The sequence below is a fragment of the Duganella sp. 1411 genome (assembly GCF_017833525.1).
GTDB lineage: Bacteria > Pseudomonadota > Gammaproteobacteria > Burkholderiales > Burkholderiaceae_D > Rugamonas.
In genome coordinates this window covers 238,325-254,687 of record NZ_JAFICD010000003.1, presented here as the reverse complement: position 1 = coordinate 254,687, position 16,363 = coordinate 238,325, and the positions used below count along the sequence as shown (strand labels likewise).

Here is a 16,363-nt window from a genome sequence, read left to right as displayed (position 1 = left end):
TTCCTTTCAGTCGTCGCGCAGCACGCCGTAGCGCAGGTTCTGCCGCTTGAGGTAATTGCGATAAGCCAGCGACATGCGGTCGCACGCCACCGACACTTCCGCGCCGGGGATCAGCGGCAGCCGCGCGGGGCTCTGGCTTTCCAGTATCGGTTGGTCCTGCAGGAAGATGGTGTCCTGGAAGGCGCGCAGCGCGTCGTCGTCGGAGGTGAAATCGTCCAGCGCCAGGATGATCCACACGCGGGTGCAGGTCTCCGTCAGCGGCTGCGGCAGCAGCGCGATCGCCTCGACGATGCCGCCCGGCGGATGCTTGGTCAGTATCGCCGTCAGCGGACGCACCACGCGGTAGGTGTATGCGATGTCGCTGCCGCCGGTGGCGGCCTTGCTGGCCCGCGGCTGCCACGCGCGGCATTGTTTGGCCCACACGCCGCTGCCGTAGCCGGCATCGTCGAAGGTCTCGACCGTGTAGTCGGGAATCGCCGCCTGTTCCGGCACGCCCAGTATGCCGTCGTGCACAAAGGCGAAGTGCGCCATGTCGAGGAAGTTCTCGACGATGCGCGGCCCGCTGCTTTGCACGTCGTACGGACCGCACCAGACCTTGCGCAGCCGCTCGTCGGCGTATTCGGGAAAGCGCGGCGGCCCGGAGATGGAAGGCGTACCGATGCAAACCCATACCATCCCGTATTCTTCCCGGGTGTGGAAGGTGCGGGCCCGCGCCTTCAGCTGGTCGGGCTGCAGATCCGGCAGCGCGGGAATGTGGCGGCAGCGGCCTTCGGTGTCGAAGCGCCAGCCGTGGTAGGCGCAGCGCAGCGTGTCGCCGGCGATCGCGCCCATCGACAGGCGCGTGCCGCGATGCGGGCAGCGGTCCTCCCACGCGTGCACCACGCCGCCGCTGTCGCGCCACAAGGCGATGCGCGTGTCGAGCAGGTCGACGGCGAGAATGGGGGAAACCCGCACCCCGCGATGCCCCGGGGTCGGACCCCGCGCGGGGTCCGACCCCTTTGATGTGGGGTGTGGACTGGCGCCGCCAAGTTGCGCCGACAGCGCCACCGGATGCCAGTCGTTCAGTAGGACGGGGTCGATGCTCATCGGGGCTACTTGGGAATCACCCCGTCCACGCCCTGCACGTAGAAGTTCATCGACAGCAGGTCCTTGAGCGGCACCGGAACGCCGGCCGCGTACTTGACCGCGCCCGACTGGTCCTTGATCGGACCGGTGAACGGGTTGAAGGTGCCCGCCGTCAGCGCCGCCTTCTTCTCTTCGAAGGCCTTGGCCGCGTCGGCCGGAACCACCGCGTTCAGCTTCGACATCTTGACCATGCCTTCCTTCATGCCGCCGCGGTAGTCGCCGCTTTTCCAGGTGCCGGCGATGACCGCCTTGGCGGTGTCGATGTAGTAGCCCGACCAGTCGTTGGTGGCGGCGGTCAGGTGGGCCTTGGGCGCGAAGCGCGACATGTCCGAATCCCAGCCGAAGGCGTACACGCCTTTTTCCTGCGCCACCTGCAGCGTGGCCGGCGAGTCGGTGTTTTGCGCCATCACGTCGGCGCCCTGCGCCACCAGGGTTTCGGCCGCCTGGCGTTCCTTGGCCGGGTCGTACCACGAGTTGACCCAGATCACCTTGGTCTTGATGCCGGGGTTGACGCTTTGCGCGCCCAAGGTGAAGGCGTTGATGTTGCGGATCACCTCGGGCACCGGGAAGGAGGCGATGAAGCCCAGCGTCTTGGACTTGGTCATTTTGCCGGCCAGGATGCCGTTCAGGTAGGCGCCTTCGTACAGGCGCGATTCGTAGGTGCCCATGTTCTTGCCGGTCTTGAAGCCGGTGGCGTGCAGGAACACCACGCCCGGCGTGGACTTGGCCACTTTTTCGGTCGGGTTCATGTAGCCGAACGAGGTGGTGAAAATCAGCTTGTTGCCCTCGGCGACCAGCTTGCGGATCACGCGCTCGGCGTCCGCGCCTTCCGGCACGTTTTCCACGTAGGTCGATTTGACCTGGCCGGCCAGCGCCTTTTCCATCGCCAGGCGGGCCTGGTCGTGGGCGTAGGTCCAGCCGGCGTCGCCGACCGGGCCGACGTAGACGAAGCCGATCTTCAGCGGTTCGGCCGCAAGCGCGGGCAGGGCGGCGGCGCCCAGGGCGGAAGTCAGCGCGGTGAGCGCCAGGAGTGTGCGACGGTTCATCATGCGGTTTCCTTTTTAGGTGATCAGAAGTGGTATTCGGCGCGGACCATCGGCGTGCGGGCCGTCGCACCGGGGTTGTTCTTGTCCGAGTTGCCGAATTTGTTTTTCCAGTACTGGTATTCGACGCCGATCTTGAAGGTGTTCTTCGCCGCGCCGACGACGGCGCTGGCGTCGTACATGATCTGCATGTCGATGTTGGTTTCGCGCGCGGTGTCGCCGCCGAATTCGTCCTTGCCTTTCTTGGCGATGAAGTTGGCGTAGCCCTCGAACGACAGCGGAATGCCGATGCTGAACGGGATGCCCCACGCGGCGGTGAGCATGGCGTGCGTGTCGTAGCGGTAGCGCGGCGTGGCGACGTTGGTGTAGGTGTTGAACGGGGCGTTGCTCTCCCACAGCGCCAGCAGGCTGACGTCGAGGAAGCCCGGCACGTCCATCATCAGGGTCGGGCCGGCGACCACCATGCGCTTCTTGGAGTTGTAGCCGGCGTCGGTCTTGCTGTTGTAGTCGAAGCCGAGGGTGGCGCCGACGCCGCGCACCGGACCGAAGGCCAGGTTGGCGCCGCTGACCTTGCCCAGGTCCAGCGTGTGGCGGTACACCACGTACGCTTCGTGCGCGCCGCTGGCCGCTCCGGCCGACGACGGGTCGTCGTCGGAGGACATCAGGAAGTCGACGTTGAAGAAGTTCTTGCCGTATTTGTAGCCCGATACGTGATTGAGGTTGACGATGTTCTTGGTGATGTCGCTGTTGTTGAACGGCTCGGCGAAGCGGGTGCCGTAGCGGTAGCCGATCGACGTGTCGCTCCAGTCCGCGGCCTGGGCTGCGCAGGCGCAGCTGGCGAGAAGGACGGCGGCGGTACGGGTTACGAGTTGAGACATCATGCGAACTCCAGTCAGTGGTTGAAGGTGCGGTATGAACGAACTATTTTTGTATGCGATCCGGTTCGAATATTGGATGCAATGTCCGCGTATTGCCTAGCAAGTTGCGGGCCAGATTTTAAAAATCCGACAGCACCTCGGCCAGGTTGACCTTTTTGTGGGGCGTGTCCAGGCGCAGGCGCGCCTCGATCTGCAGCAGGTGGTGTTCGATCAGGTGCGTCGCTTCGGCGACGTTTCCCCGCTCGATCAAGGTCGCCAGGTCTTGGTGTTCGTCGTTGCCGCACATCGGCGCTCCGGGCGTTTCGTAGAGCGCGATGATCAGCGAGCAGCGCGACACCAGCTCCGCCATGAAGCGCCGCAGCACGTGGTTGCCGGCCAGTTCGGCCAGCAGGATGTGGAACTCGCCGCCAAGCCGTATCCAGGCGGCGCGGTCGCCGGTGCGGCGCGCCTGGTCCTCCGCTTCGAGCGCGGACCGTATCTGCCGCAGCGACGCCGGCGTGGCGTTGCTTATCACCAGCGGCATGATCTCGCGTTCGATGGCGCGGCGGGCGGCGAAGATGTCGCGCGCCTCCTCCGGCGTGGGCGAGGCGATGACCGCGCCGCGATTGGGGCGCAGTTCGATGATGTGGTCGTGCGCCAGCCGTTGCAGCGCCTTGCGCACGGTGGTGCGGCTGACTTGATACAGCTCGCAGAAATCGGCCTCGCCGAGATGGGTGCCGGGCGGCAGGCGGTGGCTCATGACGGCGTTGACGACGGCGCGGTGGATGCGCATGTCGACGCCGGTGGTGCCGCGCTTGAGCGGCGCGTCCTGTTGCGCGTCTTTTTCGATGGCGCGGGCGGCCGGTTCGGCCTTGTTCGCGCCTTTGCGTTTGCCTTGTGGGCGGGCGGATATGGTGGATGACATCTTTGAATCTCCAGTGGATACACGTCGCCATATAAAGCAGGAAGTGTGCTCACGCCGATCGAGGTTTTGTGTACAACTTGGGGGAGCCGGTGCATGGTTTTGGTGACGATCCAGTCTTATTTGGTGCGTGGCGGTCCAAAGCAAACCCGCACCCCCGTGCGGGGTCGGACCCTATGGGTCCGACCCCTAAGCGGTGGCGCACGCGTATCGGCGAACGCATGCGGGGTCGGATACCGCGCGCCGCTGCGTGGCATGTTACTTGCGTCTGACCGGGTAACTACTTTGTATACGATGAGGACAGCGGATGAAGGAAGTACCCCGTCTGCAGATGCTCGGCATCTCGAAGATCTATCCGTCGGTGGTGGCCAACGCCGGCGTCGACCTGACCGTGATGCCCGGCGAGATCCACGCGGTGCTGGGCGAGAACGGCGCCGGCAAAAGCACGCTGATGAAGATCATCTACGGCGTGACCAAGCCCGATGACGGCCAGGTGATATGGGAGGGCCGCCAGGTCCACATCCATTCGCCGCACGACGCGCGCAAGCTGGGCATCGGCATGGTGTTCCAGCACTTCGCGGTGTTCGAGACGCTGACGGTGGCCGAGAACATCGCGCTGGCGCTCGACGAGAAGGTGACGCCGGCCGAACTGGCGCCGCGCATCCGCGCCGTCTCCGAACAATACGGCCTGCCGCTCGATCCGCTGCGGCTGGTGCACAGCATGTCGGTCGGCGAGCGGCAGCGGGTGGAGATCGTGCGCTGCCTGCTGCAGTCGCCCCGCTTGCTGATCATGGACGAGCCGACCTCGGTGCTGACGCCCGACGCGGTGCTTAAATTGTTCGAATCGCTGCGGCGCCTGGCCTCCGAAGGGGTCAGCATCCTGTATATCAGCCACAAACTCGACGAAATCCAGTCGCTGTGCGACAAGGCGACGGTGCTGCGCGGCGGGCGCGTGTCCGGCACCGCCGATCCGAAGCGGGAAAGCGCGCGCTCGCTGGCCGAGTTGATGATCGGGCGCGAGCTGCCGGTGTGCGTAAACCGGCCGCGCGCGCCGGGCGAGGTGCTGCTGAACGTGCGGGGCTTGACGGTCGACAGCGACGATCCTTTCGGCACCCGCCTCAAGGACATCGATCTGGAGGTGCGCGGCGGCGAGATCGTCGGCATCGCCGGCATCTCCGGCAACGGCCAGCAGGAGCTGTTGAAGGCCATCTCCGGCGAGCGTCCGCTGCGCGCGGGCGGCGGTGGCGCGATCCGGCTCGGAACCCTCGACGTGGGCAGGTTCGACGCCGCGCGGCGCCGCCGGCTGGGACTGGGCTTCGTGCCCGAGGAAAGGCTGGGACGCGGCGCCGCGCCGGACCTGTCGCTGGCCGACAACGCGCTGCTGACCGGCTACCTGCGGGCGGCCGACACCGGCATGGTCAAAAACGGATTGATACGGCGCGGCGCGGTGGGCGACTTCGCGCGCAAGGTGATCGACCGCTTCAACGTCAAGTGCGGCGGCGAGCGCTCGGCCGCGGCCAGCCTGTCGGGCGGCAATCTGCAGAAGTTCATCGTCGGCCGCGAAATCATGCTGGCGCCCACGGTGATGGTGTTCGCGCAGCCGACATGGGGCGTGGACGTCGGCGCCGCCATGTTGATACGCCAGGCCATCCTCGACATGCGCGACCAGGGCGTGGCGGTGCTGGTGTTGTCCGAGGAGCTGGACGAATTATTCATGCTGAGCGACCGCATCGCGGTGCTGGCCGACGGCCGCCTGTCGCGCGCGGTGCCGGCGGCCGACACCAGCATCAACCAGATCGGCGTGTGGATGAGCGGCGACTTCGATTACCAGGGAGCGGCCGACCATGTCCACGCTTGAACCACGTCCGGAACCTTCGCGCCGCATGATGCTGGCGTCGCCGCTGATCGCGGCGGCGGCCATGCTGCTGACCGGCTCCTTGCTGTTCTTCTTCCTCGGCCAGCAGCCGCTGCACGCGTTCTACGTCTACTTCGTCAAGCCGTGGACCTCGCTGTACGGCGTCGGCGAGCTGCTGCTCAAGGCGACGCCGCTGATCCTGTGCGGCGTGGGCCTGGCGATCGGCTTTCGCGCCAACGTCGCCAACATCGGCGCCGACGGCCAGCTGACCATCGGCGCCATCGCCGCCGGCGCGGTGGCGCTGTACTTCGACCAGGTCGAGGCCTGGTGGGTGCTGCCGCTGATGCTGGCGGCCGGCGCGCTGGGCGGCATGCTGTGGGCGGCGATACCGGCGCTGCTGCGCACCCGCTTCAACACCAGCGAGATCCTGGTCAGCCTGATGCTGGTGTACGTGGCCTACCATCTGCTCAGTTATCTGGTGCATGGGCCGATGCGCGACCCGGACGGCTTCAACTTCCCGCAATCGAAGATGTTCAGCGCGTCGGCCACCTTGCCCCTGCTGGTGGAGGGCCTGCGCACCAACGCCGCCTTCGTGCTGTCGCTGGTGGTGGCGGCGGCGGCTTGGTTCTTCTGTAAGCACACCTTCGCCGGCTACCGCATGCAGGTCAGCGGCATGGCGCCGGCGGCGGCGCTGTACGCCGGCTTCAGCGAGCCGCGCAACGTCTGGCTGGCGTTCATGGTCAGCGGCGCGTTGGCCGGCGTGGCCGGCGTCGGCGAGGTAGCCGGCCCGCTGGGGCAGATGCAGCCTTCGGTGTCGTCCGGCTACGGCTTCGCGGCCATCATTGTCGCCTATGTCGGCCGCCTGCATCCGCTGGGCGTGGTGCTGTCGGCGCTGCTGATGTCGCTGCTGTACATCGGCGGCGAGACCGCGCAGATCGAGCTGCAGGTGCCGTCGGCGATCACCGGCATGTTCCAGGGGTTGCTGCTGTTTTACCTGCTGGCGGCCGACCTGTTCATCCACTACCGCTTCAAGCCGCGCAAGCGTCCCACGCCCGCGAGCGTCGCCGTTGGAGAAACCGTATGATCGATAGCGCGTTGTTAATCGCCTTCCTCGCCAGCACGGCGGGCGCCGCCACGCCGCTGGTGGTGGCCTCGATGGGCGAATTGGTGACCGAACGTTCCGGCGTGCTCAATCTGGGCATGGAGGGCATGATGCTGGTCGGCGCGGTGGTCGGCTTCGGCGTTACCTTGAGCACCGGCCAGATGTGGCTGGGCCTGGCGGCGGCGATGGCGGCGGGGATGGCGATGTCGCTGATCTTCGGCTTTTTGGTGTTGACGCTGCAGACCAACCAGGTGGCCACCGGCCTGGCGCTGACGTTGTTCGGCATCGGCGTGTCGGCGTTCGTGGGGCGCGGCTTTGTCGGCCAGACGGTGGAGCGCATGCCGTCGCTGACGTTGCCGCTGTTGTCGGAGCTGCCGTTCGTCGGCCCGCTGCTGTTCCGCTTCGACGCCATGGTGTACGCGTCGGTGGCGCTGGTGGCGCTGATCGGCTGGATGCTGGCGCGCACCCGTCTGGGGCTGGTGATACGGGCGGTCGGCGAATCGCCGCACAGCGCCCACGCGATCGGGTTCCCGGTCATCGCGCTGCGCTACGGCACGGTGCTGTTCGGCGGCGCCATGGCCGGCCTGGGGGGCGCCTACCTGTCGCTGGCGCTGACGCCGATGTGGGTCGAGGGCATGACGGCGGGACGCGGCTGGATCGCGCTGGCGCAGGTGGTGTTCGCGACCTGGAAGCCGCGCGGGGTGCTGGTCGGCGCCTACCTGTTCGGCGGCGTGACGGTGCTGCAGTTCCATGGCCAGGGCCTGGGCATCGCGATCCCGGCGGAGTTCCTGTCGATGCTGCCGTACCTGGCCACCATCGTGGTGCTGGTGATCATCTGCCGCAATCCGCGGACTATCTTGTTAAACAAACCCATGTCGCTGGGCCAAAACTTCAAGCCGGATTGATTGTAGTTTTGTGGCACTGGAAAGTTGATCTAGATCAAAATTCCCCGCATTAATCGGTGCTAGCGCGTTGCCGCGACAATTGGTGAGATTGTTGCTGTTGGAAAAGATCTATCTTGGCGTCATGGCCGTGACGCGAGCGTCGCGGCCCAAGACGTCCCCCAAGCCCCGGTTCGTCGACTTCGTTTTTTTCATAATGAAAACAAGGAACGGCCATGCGCACCAACAGTCCAATTACGCAAAAAGAATACGTCATGGAAGACGGCAAGACCATCGTCTCCAGCACCGATTTACAAGGCAACATCAACTACGCCAATCCCTACTTCGTCGAGGTCAGCGGCTTCACCGAGGAGGAGTTGATGGGCGCGCCGCAAAACATCGTGCGCCATCCGGACATGCCGGTCGAGGCCTTCGCCGACCTGTGGGCCACCATCCGGGCCGGCATGCCGTGGACCGGCGTGGTCAAGAACCGCTGCAAGAATGGCGACTATTACTGGGTGCTGGCCAACGTGACGCCGGTGATCGAGCAGGGCAAGCCGGTCGGCTATCTGTCGGTGCGCACCAAGCCCACGCGCGAGCAGGTGCGCGCGGCCGACGCGTTGTACCGGCAGTTCAAGGCGGGCAATCCGCGCCGCCTGCGCATCGTCAACGGCCAGGGCGTCGGCTCCGGCGTCGCCGCGCGGCTGGCGGGCCTGGCGCGCATGTCGCTGGCGACGCGGATCGGTGTCGCATGCGCGCTGGTGGGGGGCGCGCTGGCCTTGCTGGCGGCATGCCTGCTGGGCATGGGCGACGCCGCCATCGGCCAGGCGCGCGGCTGGCTGGGCGCCGTCGCGCTGCTGGCGATGCTGGGCATGGCGGGGTTCGCGCGCGGCCTGTATCTGCACGTGGCGCTGCCGCTGGGGCACGCGGCCAGGGCGGCGCGCATGATGGCGGGCGGCGATCTGACGGCCACCATCGAGGTGCGCCGCGACGACGAGGTGGGCCGCCTGCTGGCCGCGCTGCGGCAGACCAATATCAACCTGCACAGCATCATCGGCGACGTGCGCGCCAACTTCGCCGAGATCTCGCTGGCCACCGGCGAAATCGCCAACGGCAATCTGGATCTGTCGGGCCGCACCGAGTCGCAGGCCTCCAGCCTGCAGCAGACCGCCGCCAGCATGGAGCAGCTGACATCGACCGTGCAGCAAAGCGCGTCCAACGTCGCCAGCGCCAGCGACCTGGCGGAACACGCGCGGCGGGTGGCGGCGCAGGGCGGCAGCATCGTCTCGCAGGTGGTGTCGACGATGGGCGATATCAGCGCCTCGTCGAACAAGATCCTCGACATCATCGGCCTGATCGACGGCATCGCCTTCCAGACCAATATCCTGGCGCTCAACGCGGCGGTGGAGGCGGCGCGCGCCGGCGAGCAGGGGCGCGGGTTCGCCGTCGTCGCCAGCGAGGTGCGCGCGCTGGCGCAGCGCTCGGCCACCGCCGCCAAGGAAATCAAGACCTTGATCGACATGTCGATCTCCAAGGTGCAAGCGGGCACGGTGTTGAGCAACAGCGCCGGCGTGACCATGGGCGAGGTGATCGAGTCGGTCGACAAGGTGTCGCAGGTGATGGGCGAGATCTCCAATTCGACGCGCGAGCAGAGCGACGGCATCGGCCAGGTCAACCAGGCGGTGATCCAGATCGACGACATCACGCAGCGCAACGCGGCGCTGGTGGAGGAAGCGGCGGCCGCCGCCGGCAACCTGGCGCAGCAGACGCGTTGCGTGGCGCAGGCGATGGCGGTGTTCAAGCTGCATAACGCCAGGCGCGCCGCGTCCGCGCCGCCGGCCAGGGCCAGGCCGAAGCTGGTCGCGCACGGGTGATACCGTATCATGCCGGTTTGACGATCGGGAATCGACGACATGGGCGGCAAGGTGACATTGGCGGGGCAGGGCTGGAATTTCGACGCGGCGGCGCCGGCGACGGTGCTGGAGGCGGCCGAGCGGGCCGGCGTGCGCCTGCCCAGCTCCTGCCGCAACGGCACCTGCCGCACCTGCATCTGCCTGAGCACCGGCGGCGCGGTGCGCTACAAGATCGAGTGGCCGGGCCTGAGCCTGGACGAGAAGCGCGAAGGCTATATTTTGCCGTGCGTGGCGGTGGCCGAGGGCGATCTGGTGATCGTGGCGCCGGCGGCCAGGCGCGTGCAGGTGATTTGACACGTGTTATACGTAGGGCGGATTAGCGTAGCGTAATCCGCCATGCATGCGCCGTTGGCGGCTCATCGAGTGGCGGATTACGGCGTCCCGCCTAATCCGCCCTACGTGGAACCAAGGTTTATTTACGTCCCCGGCCCCTTGCGCAGGCGGCTCAGCAGCGCGTCGGCCGATTCGCTCAGCGGCACGCCGTGGCGCCGCAGCAGCTGGATATTGAGCACCATGTTCTCCAGCACCAGCTTGGCCGCGACGGCCAGCAGCGTCAAATGCTTGTCCTCGTCGCTGAAGCTGTCCATGGCGTCGGCCATCTCGCACAAGTGGTTCGAAATGAGCGCGCGCAGATCGTGCTCGTCGAACGGCAGGTCGGCGAAATCGATCGGGTCCTCCTTCTCCACCTCCTGCATCAGCAGTTCCAGCTCTTGCGGCGTAATCGACATGCGGTGCTCCGGTAGTTGAGGCGTCTTCATTTTAGCGAAACCGCCGCCAATCCGCGTTAGAATCTGTGCTGAATCCCAGTCGACCAATGAGAAAATAAACATGGCGCAACTGATTTTTACCCAGCAACTGGGTCGATTCATGACCGTGCCGCAGGTGGAGACCGACGCGGCCGATCTGCGCGGCGCCCTGGACCAGGCGTTCGACGCCCATCCCAGGCTGCGCGGCTACGTGCTCGACGAGCAGGGCCATCTGCGCGAGAACGTCGTCATCTTCATCGACGGCCAGCGCACCGGCGAGCGCCAACGCCTGAACGACGCCCTTGCGCCCCGGTCCAAAGTCTATATCTTGCAAGCTCTATCAGGAGGCTGACATGTCCGACCGCGCCTATCTCGCCACCCGCAAGGGATTGTTCGAAGTCTATCGCACGCATGAAGCGTGGCACCTGGACCGCCAGCATTTTCTCGGCGACCCGGTGTCGATGGTGCTGCCGGACCGGCGCGACGGCACCTTGTACGCGGCGCTGAGCCTGGGCCACTTCGGCACCAAGCTGCACCGGCGCGATCCGGGCAGCGACGCGTGGGTCGAGATCGCGGCGCCGGCGTTCCCGCCCAAGCCGGCCGACAGCGAGGACAAGGTCGAGTGGACCGTCAAGCAGGTCTGGTCGCTGGCGGCCGGCGGCGCGGACCAGCCGGGCGTGCTGTGGGCCGGCACCTTGCCGGGCGGCCTGTTCCGCTCGAACGACCGCGGCGACAGCTGGCATCTGGTGGAGTCGCTGTGGAACGTGCCCGAGCGCGCCCAGTGGATGGGTGGCGGCTACGACGTGCCGGGCATCCACAGCATTTGCGTCGATCCGCGCGACAGCCGCTCGGTGCTGGTGGGCGTGTCGTGCGGCGGCGCCTGGCTGACCAACGACGGCGGCGAGAGCTGGGCGCCGCGCGCCAAGGGCATGGTGGCGAGCTACATGCCGCCCGAGCTGGCCGAGGTGGAGGCGGTGCAGGACCCGCACCGCATCGTGCGCTGCGCGGGCGAGCCGGACAAGCTGTGGTGCCAGCATCACAACGGCATCTGGCGCAGCGTCGACAACGGCGCCCACTGGACCGAGGTGCGGGCGGCGCCGCTGTCGAATTTCGGCTTCGCGACGGCGGTCCATCCGGGCGACGGCGAGACGGCGTGGTTCGTGCCGGCCGAGGCCGACAGCAAGCGGGTGCCGCCGCGCGCGGCGCTGGCCGTCACCCGCACCGTCGACGGCGGCCAGAGCTTCACCGCGTGGCGCGGCGGCCTGCCGCAGCAGCATTGCTACGACCTGGTCTACCGGCACGGGCTGGCCGTCAGCGACGACGGCCAGTTGCTGCTGATGGGGTCGACGACCGGCGGCGCCTGGCTGTCGGAGGACGGCGGCGGCCAGTGGCAGACCATCTCGACCACGCTGCCGCCGATTTACGCGGTTACCTTCGCCTAAGGCCGCAGCTCGTAGTAGGCCAGGAACATGTCGACGGTGGTCTCGATCACCTGGCGCTGCGCGGCCGGGTCCAGCGGCGGCTGGTTCAGCGTCACCTGCGGCCAGAAGGCGAAGGTCTTCAGCTGACCCTGCAGCATGTGCGAGGCCAGCACCGGATCGGCCTGGCGCAGCTTGCCGTCGGCCTGCGCCGCGCGCAGCCATAGCGTGACGACTTCCTCCCTCTCGCTCAGCCGGGTGACCATCTCCTGCCCCCGTTCCGGCGAGTGGATCGACTCGGCGATGGCCACCCGCGCCAGGTCGAGGAAATAGGCATCCTGCAACATTCCCATCTTTTTCCACAGCATTTCCAGCAATTGCTGGCGCAGCGGCACGTCCTTGAGGTAGGGCGCGTCCATCAGCGCCGAGGTGCTGCACCACAATTGATGCAATATTTGCGCGAACAGTTCGTCTTTACTGGGGAAGTGGTTGTAGACGGTGCGCTTCGACACCCCGGCGGTGGCGGCGATCTTGTCCATGCTGGTCGATTCGAAACCGCTGGCGCGGAACTCGGCGATGGCCGCGTCGACGATGGCCTGACGCTTGCGGTCGGTCAGCTTGAGGGGAGTGCAGGGCGTGTTCATGACTTTATTTTACACCGTCTGGTTTACTTTTTCAAAAAATGGAACTACACTGTGTAGTGTAGATTATCTCCCATGGAGCCCCGTATGACTTCTCAGACCGCTATCGCCAAAGCCCCCGTCACCGGCCTCGACGGCCTCGACGGGCTGTCCGTGCCCAGCGCGCCGCGCACGCGCACCGGCAAGTTCCGCAATCCGGTCAAGATGCATACGATGGGCCTGCTCCAGGGCTTGGGCGTGCTGTTGCGCGTGCTGTTCGACAAGCCCGCCGACACCGTGCCGCGCCAGGCCATCCCCGTTCACGCGATCACGCAGCGCCAGTTATTGGAAGCTCCGGATCGCACACTTTTCCGCCTCGGCCACTCGACAGTGCTGCTCAAGCTCAACGGCAACTTCTGGCTGACCGATCCGGTGTTTTCCGAGCGCGCCTCGCCGGTGCAATGGGCCGGTCCGCGGCGCTTCCACCAGCCGCCGATCGGCATCGACGAGCTGCCGCCGATCAAGGGCATCATCCTGTCGCACGACCACTACGACCATCTGGACAAGGCCGCCGTGCTCAAGCTGGCCGCCAAGACCGAGCACTTCATCACGCCGCTGGGCGTGGGCGACCGCCTGATCGCCTGGGGCATTCCGCGCGCCAAGGTGCGCCAGCTGAGCTGGTGGCAGAGCACCAACGTGGCCGGGCTCAAGCTGGTGGCCACGCCGGCGCAGCATTTCTCGGGCCGCGGCCTGAACGACCGCAACAAGACGCTGTGGGCCTCGTTCGTCATCGAGGACCGCGACGTCAAGGTGTTTTTCAGCGGCGATAGCGGGTATTTCGATGGATTCAAGGAGATCGGCCGCAAATACGGCCCGTTCGACCTGACCATGGTGGAGACCGGCGCCTACGATCCGCAATGGCCGGACGTCCACATGCAGCCTGAGGAATCGCTGCAGGCGCACATCGACCTGCGGGGCAAGGTCATGATGCCGATTCATAACGGTACCTTCGACTTGTCGCTGCACGCCTGGCACGACCCGTTCAGCCGCATCGCGGAACTGGCCGGCGAGCGCCGCTTGCCGCTGGCGACGCCGGAAATCGGCCTGGCGCTCGATATCACGCGGCCCGCGCTGGATGGAAAATGGTGGGTACCGCTGGTCGAACGCGAAATGGCGGCGGCCGGGGCGGCCGCCTGACCCCTGGTCGCGCGGGTCCCTAAGCGACCACGTTGATCAGTTTGCCGATGGTCTGGCCCAGCGAGTTCAGCTGAGGCTTGGCCGTGGCCTGGTTGGCCGCCAGGGCTTGCTCGGCGCGGTTGGGCCGTTCGATCGCATTGTTCAGCGCGCCGCCCAGGCGGATGGCGGACGCGCCGGCGGGGGCCTGCTGCTGCTGCGCCTGGGTGCTTTGGCGCTGGGCGTCGGCCAGGGTTTGTTTATCTTTCGTCAACTGGCTGCGGCTTTGTTCGAGGCGGCCGGCATCCTGGTTCACGCGCGACTGATCCTGTTGCACTTGCCTTTCAGCTTGCGCGATCGATGCTTGCTGCGCATTGACGGACATTACGGTGGCCACGATATTCCCCTGGTTACAAAAAAAACCGGACATGATGATGCACAATTGACATCATCCCTTCAAGATTAGGTCATGCGGGACAAAAAGGCAAGCGGCGCCGGGCGCCCGCGACTGTTGTATTTCTTGATAGTATCGGCGATCGCTGTGGCGGCGGCCTCATCGGCACCGCTATAATCAATGATCAACATTGAGCGATCCTCTATGAATCTGCAGCTCCTCGCAAAGTTCCTCGGCATGTCGAAGACTACTGTGAGCCGGGCGTTAAACGGTTACCCTGAGGTCAATGTCCGCACGCGCGAGCGCGTTTTGAAGGCCGCCAAGGAGGCCGGCTACCAGCCCAATCCCCTGGCGCGCAGCTTGGCGCTCGGGCGCACCAATGTGTTCGGCATCATCTATCCGCTGCTGCCGTCGGACCTGGGCGATCCGATGTTCCTGGACGTGGTGTCGGGCATGTCGGCCGCGCTCGAGGAGGTCGGCAAGAACCTGATCATCGCGCCGGTCTCGCCCAGCGCCGAGCAACGCTCCTACCAGCAGACCGTGCTGGGACGGCGCGTCGACGGCCTGGTGGTGGCCCGCACCCTGGTGCGCGACGAGCGCATCGCCTTCCTGAGCAAATCCAAATTTCCGTTCGTCGCCTACGGCCGCACCGAGCTTGACGCGCCATACGCCTGGTTCGACTACGACAACGCGTCCGGCACCAGCATGGCGATGGAGCGTCTGCTGGCGTGGGGGCACAAGCGCGTGGCGCTGATCAGCGCGCCGCTGGAAATGAACTTCGCGCGCCAGCGCAAGGACAGTTTCGTCGCCTCGATGTCGGCGGCGGGGCTGGCGGTCGATCCGCGCCATCTGGTCGACAGCCAGCTGGACCGGCGCAGCGGCTACCAGGCGATGCAGCAATTGCTGGCCTGCTCGCCGCGTCCGAGCGCCGTCATCGTCGACAACAACATCGCCGGCATCGGCGCGGTGCACGCGTTGCGCGACGCCGGTGTCGAGATGGGCAAGGACATGTCGATCATCGTCTGGGGCAGCATGGCCGACACTTTGGCCGGCGCCAACGTCACCACGATCGACCAGCCGCAGCCGATCAAGGCGGGCGCGCGCATGATCGAGATGCTGCTGGCGCTGATAGACGGCACGCCGGCGAGCGAATTGCACGAGCTGTGGCAACCGGTATTCCTCGCCGGCACGACGGTGGGACCCTGCCCGGCCACGTAATCACGGGGGTCAAGTCTAACATTCGTACACGAGATCAGCCGTACCAACGTGATGTAGCTGAGCTCGTGTTGGATTGTTAGACTTGACCCCCGAGGGGGAGCTAGCGTAACGCCGTGGCTTCGATCTCGAACAGCATGCCGTCCAGCGCCAGGCACGGGACCGGGATCAGCGTGCAGGCGGGGGCGGGATTGTCGCCCCACATCGCGCTCAGCGCGCCGCCGAAAATGCGCAGCCGTTCTTCGCTATGGTCGACGATCAGGACCGTGAGCTTGGCGACGTTGGCCAGGGCGGCGTCCGCCGCCTTCAGCGCCGTTTGCAGATTGTCCAGCGCTTGCTTCACCTGTGTTTCGAAATCCTCCGACAGCACGCCATCGGCGTTTTCGCCGCCCTGGCCGGCGATATAGATCAGGCGCGCCGGCGCTTCAGCGACGACGACGTGGCTGTAGCCGTTGGGACGCGGGTCGTACAAACCGGGTGGGTTGATGAAGGAAAGCTGGATCATGGCGGCCTTTCGTGTGATATGTGTGCGAACACTATAAAATCTCAACTTAACTTGAGGTCAAGGATTTTATATGGCATCTCCATCGAAAGAGCTGGGCGTCGGCGAGCTGGCCGCGCGCGCCGGCGTGGCCGTATCGGCGCTGCACTTCTACGAGGCCAAGGGCTTGATCCATTCCGTGCGTTCCGGCGGCAATCAACGGCGCTACGCGCGCTCGGTGCTGCGCCGGCTGGCGGTGATCAAGGTGGCGCAGCGGGTCGGCATGCCGCTGGCGGACATCGCCGAGGCGCTGAACGCGCTGCCGTCCGGGCGCACGCCTACCGTGGCCGATTGGCGTCGTTTGTCGGCCAAGTGGAAACTGGAGCTGGAGGAGCGCATCCGCACGCTGACGCAGCTGCGCGATCAGCTGGATGGGTGCATCGGTTGCGGGTGTCTGTCGTTGAAGGCTTGCCCGCTGCGCAACGCGCAAGATGCGTTGGCGCGGGAGGGGGCGGGGCCGCATTTCAAAGCGCCAGGGGAAACGCCACCGTCAACCCGGTGAGGCGGGGTCGGACCCCGCACGGGGTCCGACCCCTTTCGCCGCCGTGCGGGTTTAAA

Annotated in this window: 19 protein-coding genes; 10 read left to right on the top strand and 9 right to left on the bottom strand. The window is 66.1% G+C overall.

The window, feature by feature from the left end; all coding sequences use genetic code 11:
- Nucleotides 1-6: 6 nt before the first annotated feature.
- The 4 genes from JOD97_RS18210 to JOD97_RS18195 form a co-directional block, all read right to left on the bottom strand.
- Nucleotides 7-1,086, bottom strand: coding sequence for an aromatic ring-hydroxylating dioxygenase subunit alpha (locus tag JOD97_RS18210; RefSeq protein WP_209721132.1), 1,080 nt, complete (start codon nt 1,084-1,086; stop codon nt 7-9).
- A 5-nt stretch (nt 1,087-1,091) separates the two neighbouring features.
- Nucleotides 1,092-2,174: a BMP family ABC transporter substrate-binding protein gene (locus JOD97_RS18205; RefSeq protein WP_209721129.1), complete on the bottom strand. Its 1,083-nt coding sequence runs from the start codon at nt 2,172-2,174 to the stop codon at nt 1,092-1,094.
- Between the two features lie 20 nt (nt 2,175-2,194).
- Nucleotides 2,195-3,049 (bottom strand): outer envelope protein, encoded by an 855-nt coding sequence (locus JOD97_RS18200; RefSeq protein WP_229264551.1) that lies wholly within the window; start codon nt 3,047-3,049, stop codon nt 2,195-2,197.
- A 115-nt stretch (nt 3,050-3,164) separates the two neighbouring features.
- Nucleotides 3,165-3,950, bottom strand: a complete 786-nt coding sequence (locus tag JOD97_RS18195) for a GntR family transcriptional regulator (protein WP_209721125.1) — start codon at nt 3,948-3,950, stop codon at nt 3,165-3,167.
- A 304-nt stretch (nt 3,951-4,254) separates the two neighbouring features.
- Between JOD97_RS18195 and JOD97_RS18190 the strand changes: the two genes are divergently transcribed.
- The 5 genes from JOD97_RS18190 (at nt 4,255) to JOD97_RS18170 (ending at nt 9,992) form a co-directional block, all read left to right on the top strand.
- Complete coding sequence (locus JOD97_RS18190; RefSeq protein WP_209721122.1) at nt 4,255-5,805, top strand: ABC transporter ATP-binding protein; 1,551 nt, start codon at nt 4,255-4,257, stop codon at nt 5,803-5,805.
- On the top strand, nt 5,792-6,886 hold the full coding sequence (locus JOD97_RS18185; RefSeq protein WP_229264550.1) for an ABC transporter permease: 1,095 nt from the start codon (nt 5,792-5,794) through the stop codon (nt 6,884-6,886). Before JOD97_RS18190 ends, JOD97_RS18185 begins: the two co-directional genes overlap by 14 nt.
- Nucleotides 6,883-7,809, top strand: a complete 927-nt coding sequence (locus tag JOD97_RS18180; protein WP_209721119.1) for an ABC transporter permease — start codon at nt 6,883-6,885, stop codon at nt 7,807-7,809. Before JOD97_RS18185 ends, JOD97_RS18180 begins: the two co-directional genes overlap by 4 nt.
- A gap of 212 nt (nt 7,810-8,021) precedes the next feature.
- Nucleotides 8,022-9,659 carry a PAS domain-containing methyl-accepting chemotaxis protein gene (locus JOD97_RS18175; protein WP_209721116.1) on the top strand — a complete coding sequence of 546 codons (1,638 nt, stop codon included), beginning with the start codon at nt 8,022-8,024 and terminating at the stop codon, nt 9,657-9,659.
- Between the two features lie 39 nt (nt 9,660-9,698).
- Nucleotides 9,699-9,992, top strand: a complete 294-nt coding sequence (locus JOD97_RS18170; RefSeq protein ID WP_209721113.1) for a 2Fe-2S iron-sulfur cluster-binding protein — start codon at nt 9,699-9,701, stop codon at nt 9,990-9,992.
- A 122-nt stretch (nt 9,993-10,114) separates the two neighbouring features.
- On the opposite strand, the gene JOD97_RS18165 is transcribed toward JOD97_RS18170, so the two are convergent.
- On the bottom strand, nt 10,115-10,426 hold the full coding sequence (locus JOD97_RS18165) for a hypothetical protein (protein WP_209721111.1): 312 nt from the start codon (nt 10,424-10,426) through the stop codon (nt 10,115-10,117).
- 100 nt (nt 10,427-10,526) lie between these two features.
- Between JOD97_RS18165 and JOD97_RS18160 the strand changes: the two genes are divergently transcribed.
- Together JOD97_RS18160 and JOD97_RS18155 are read left to right on the top strand one after the other, a co-directional pair.
- Nucleotides 10,527-10,796, top strand: a complete 270-nt coding sequence (locus JOD97_RS18160) for a MoaD/ThiS family protein (protein ID WP_209721108.1) — start codon at nt 10,527-10,529, stop codon at nt 10,794-10,796.
- A gap of 1 nt (nt 10,797) precedes the next feature.
- Nucleotides 10,798-11,886, top strand: a complete 1,089-nt coding sequence (locus JOD97_RS18155) for an exo-alpha-sialidase (protein WP_209721105.1) — start codon at nt 10,798-10,800, stop codon at nt 11,884-11,886.
- On the opposite strand, the gene JOD97_RS18150 is transcribed toward JOD97_RS18155, so the two are convergent.
- Nucleotides 11,883-12,506, bottom strand: a complete 624-nt coding sequence (locus JOD97_RS18150) for a TetR/AcrR family transcriptional regulator (RefSeq protein WP_209721102.1) — start codon at nt 12,504-12,506, stop codon at nt 11,883-11,885. The two genes, JOD97_RS18155 and JOD97_RS18150, sit on opposite strands and share 4 nt — an antisense overlap.
- An 84-nt stretch (nt 12,507-12,590) precedes the next feature.
- On the opposite strand from JOD97_RS18150, the gene JOD97_RS18145 reads away from it, so the two are divergent.
- Nucleotides 12,591-13,679 carry an MBL fold metallo-hydrolase gene (locus JOD97_RS18145; RefSeq protein ID WP_209721099.1) on the top strand — a complete coding sequence of 363 codons (1,089 nt, stop codon included), beginning with the start codon at nt 12,591-12,593 and terminating at the stop codon, nt 13,677-13,679.
- Nucleotides 13,680-13,698: 19 nt separating this feature from the next.
- Here JOD97_RS18145 and JOD97_RS18140 read toward each other — a convergent pair whose 3' ends face one another.
- Both JOD97_RS18140 and JOD97_RS33015 read right to left on the bottom strand, forming a co-directional pair.
- Nucleotides 13,699-14,052: a hypothetical protein gene (locus JOD97_RS18140; RefSeq protein ID WP_373999889.1), complete on the bottom strand. Its 354-nt coding sequence runs from the start codon at nt 14,050-14,052 to the stop codon at nt 13,699-13,701.
- 65 nt (nt 14,053-14,117) lie between these two features.
- Nucleotides 14,118-14,240: a hypothetical protein gene (locus JOD97_RS33015; RefSeq protein ID WP_255585624.1), complete on the bottom strand. Its 123-nt coding sequence runs from the start codon at nt 14,238-14,240 to the stop codon at nt 14,118-14,120.
- 13 nt (nt 14,241-14,253) lie between these two features.
- Between JOD97_RS33015 and JOD97_RS18135 the strand changes: the two genes are divergently transcribed.
- A complete protein-coding gene (locus JOD97_RS18135) occupies nt 14,254-15,267 on the top strand; it encodes a substrate-binding domain-containing protein (protein WP_209721097.1) in 1,014 nt (337 codons plus the stop codon).
- A 100-nt stretch (nt 15,268-15,367) separates the two neighbouring features.
- Here JOD97_RS18135 and JOD97_RS18130 read toward each other — a convergent pair whose 3' ends face one another.
- Nucleotides 15,368-15,769, bottom strand: coding sequence for a RidA family protein (locus JOD97_RS18130; protein WP_209721081.1), 402 nt, complete (start codon nt 15,767-15,769; stop codon nt 15,368-15,370).
- A gap of 70 nt (nt 15,770-15,839) precedes the next feature.
- Between JOD97_RS18130 and soxR the strand changes: the two genes are divergently transcribed.
- Nucleotides 15,840-16,307 (top strand): redox-sensitive transcriptional activator SoxR, encoded by a 468-nt coding sequence (gene soxR / locus JOD97_RS18125; protein WP_209721078.1) that lies wholly within the window; start codon nt 15,840-15,842, stop codon nt 16,305-16,307.
- Nucleotides 16,308-16,363: the final 56 nt, after the last annotated feature.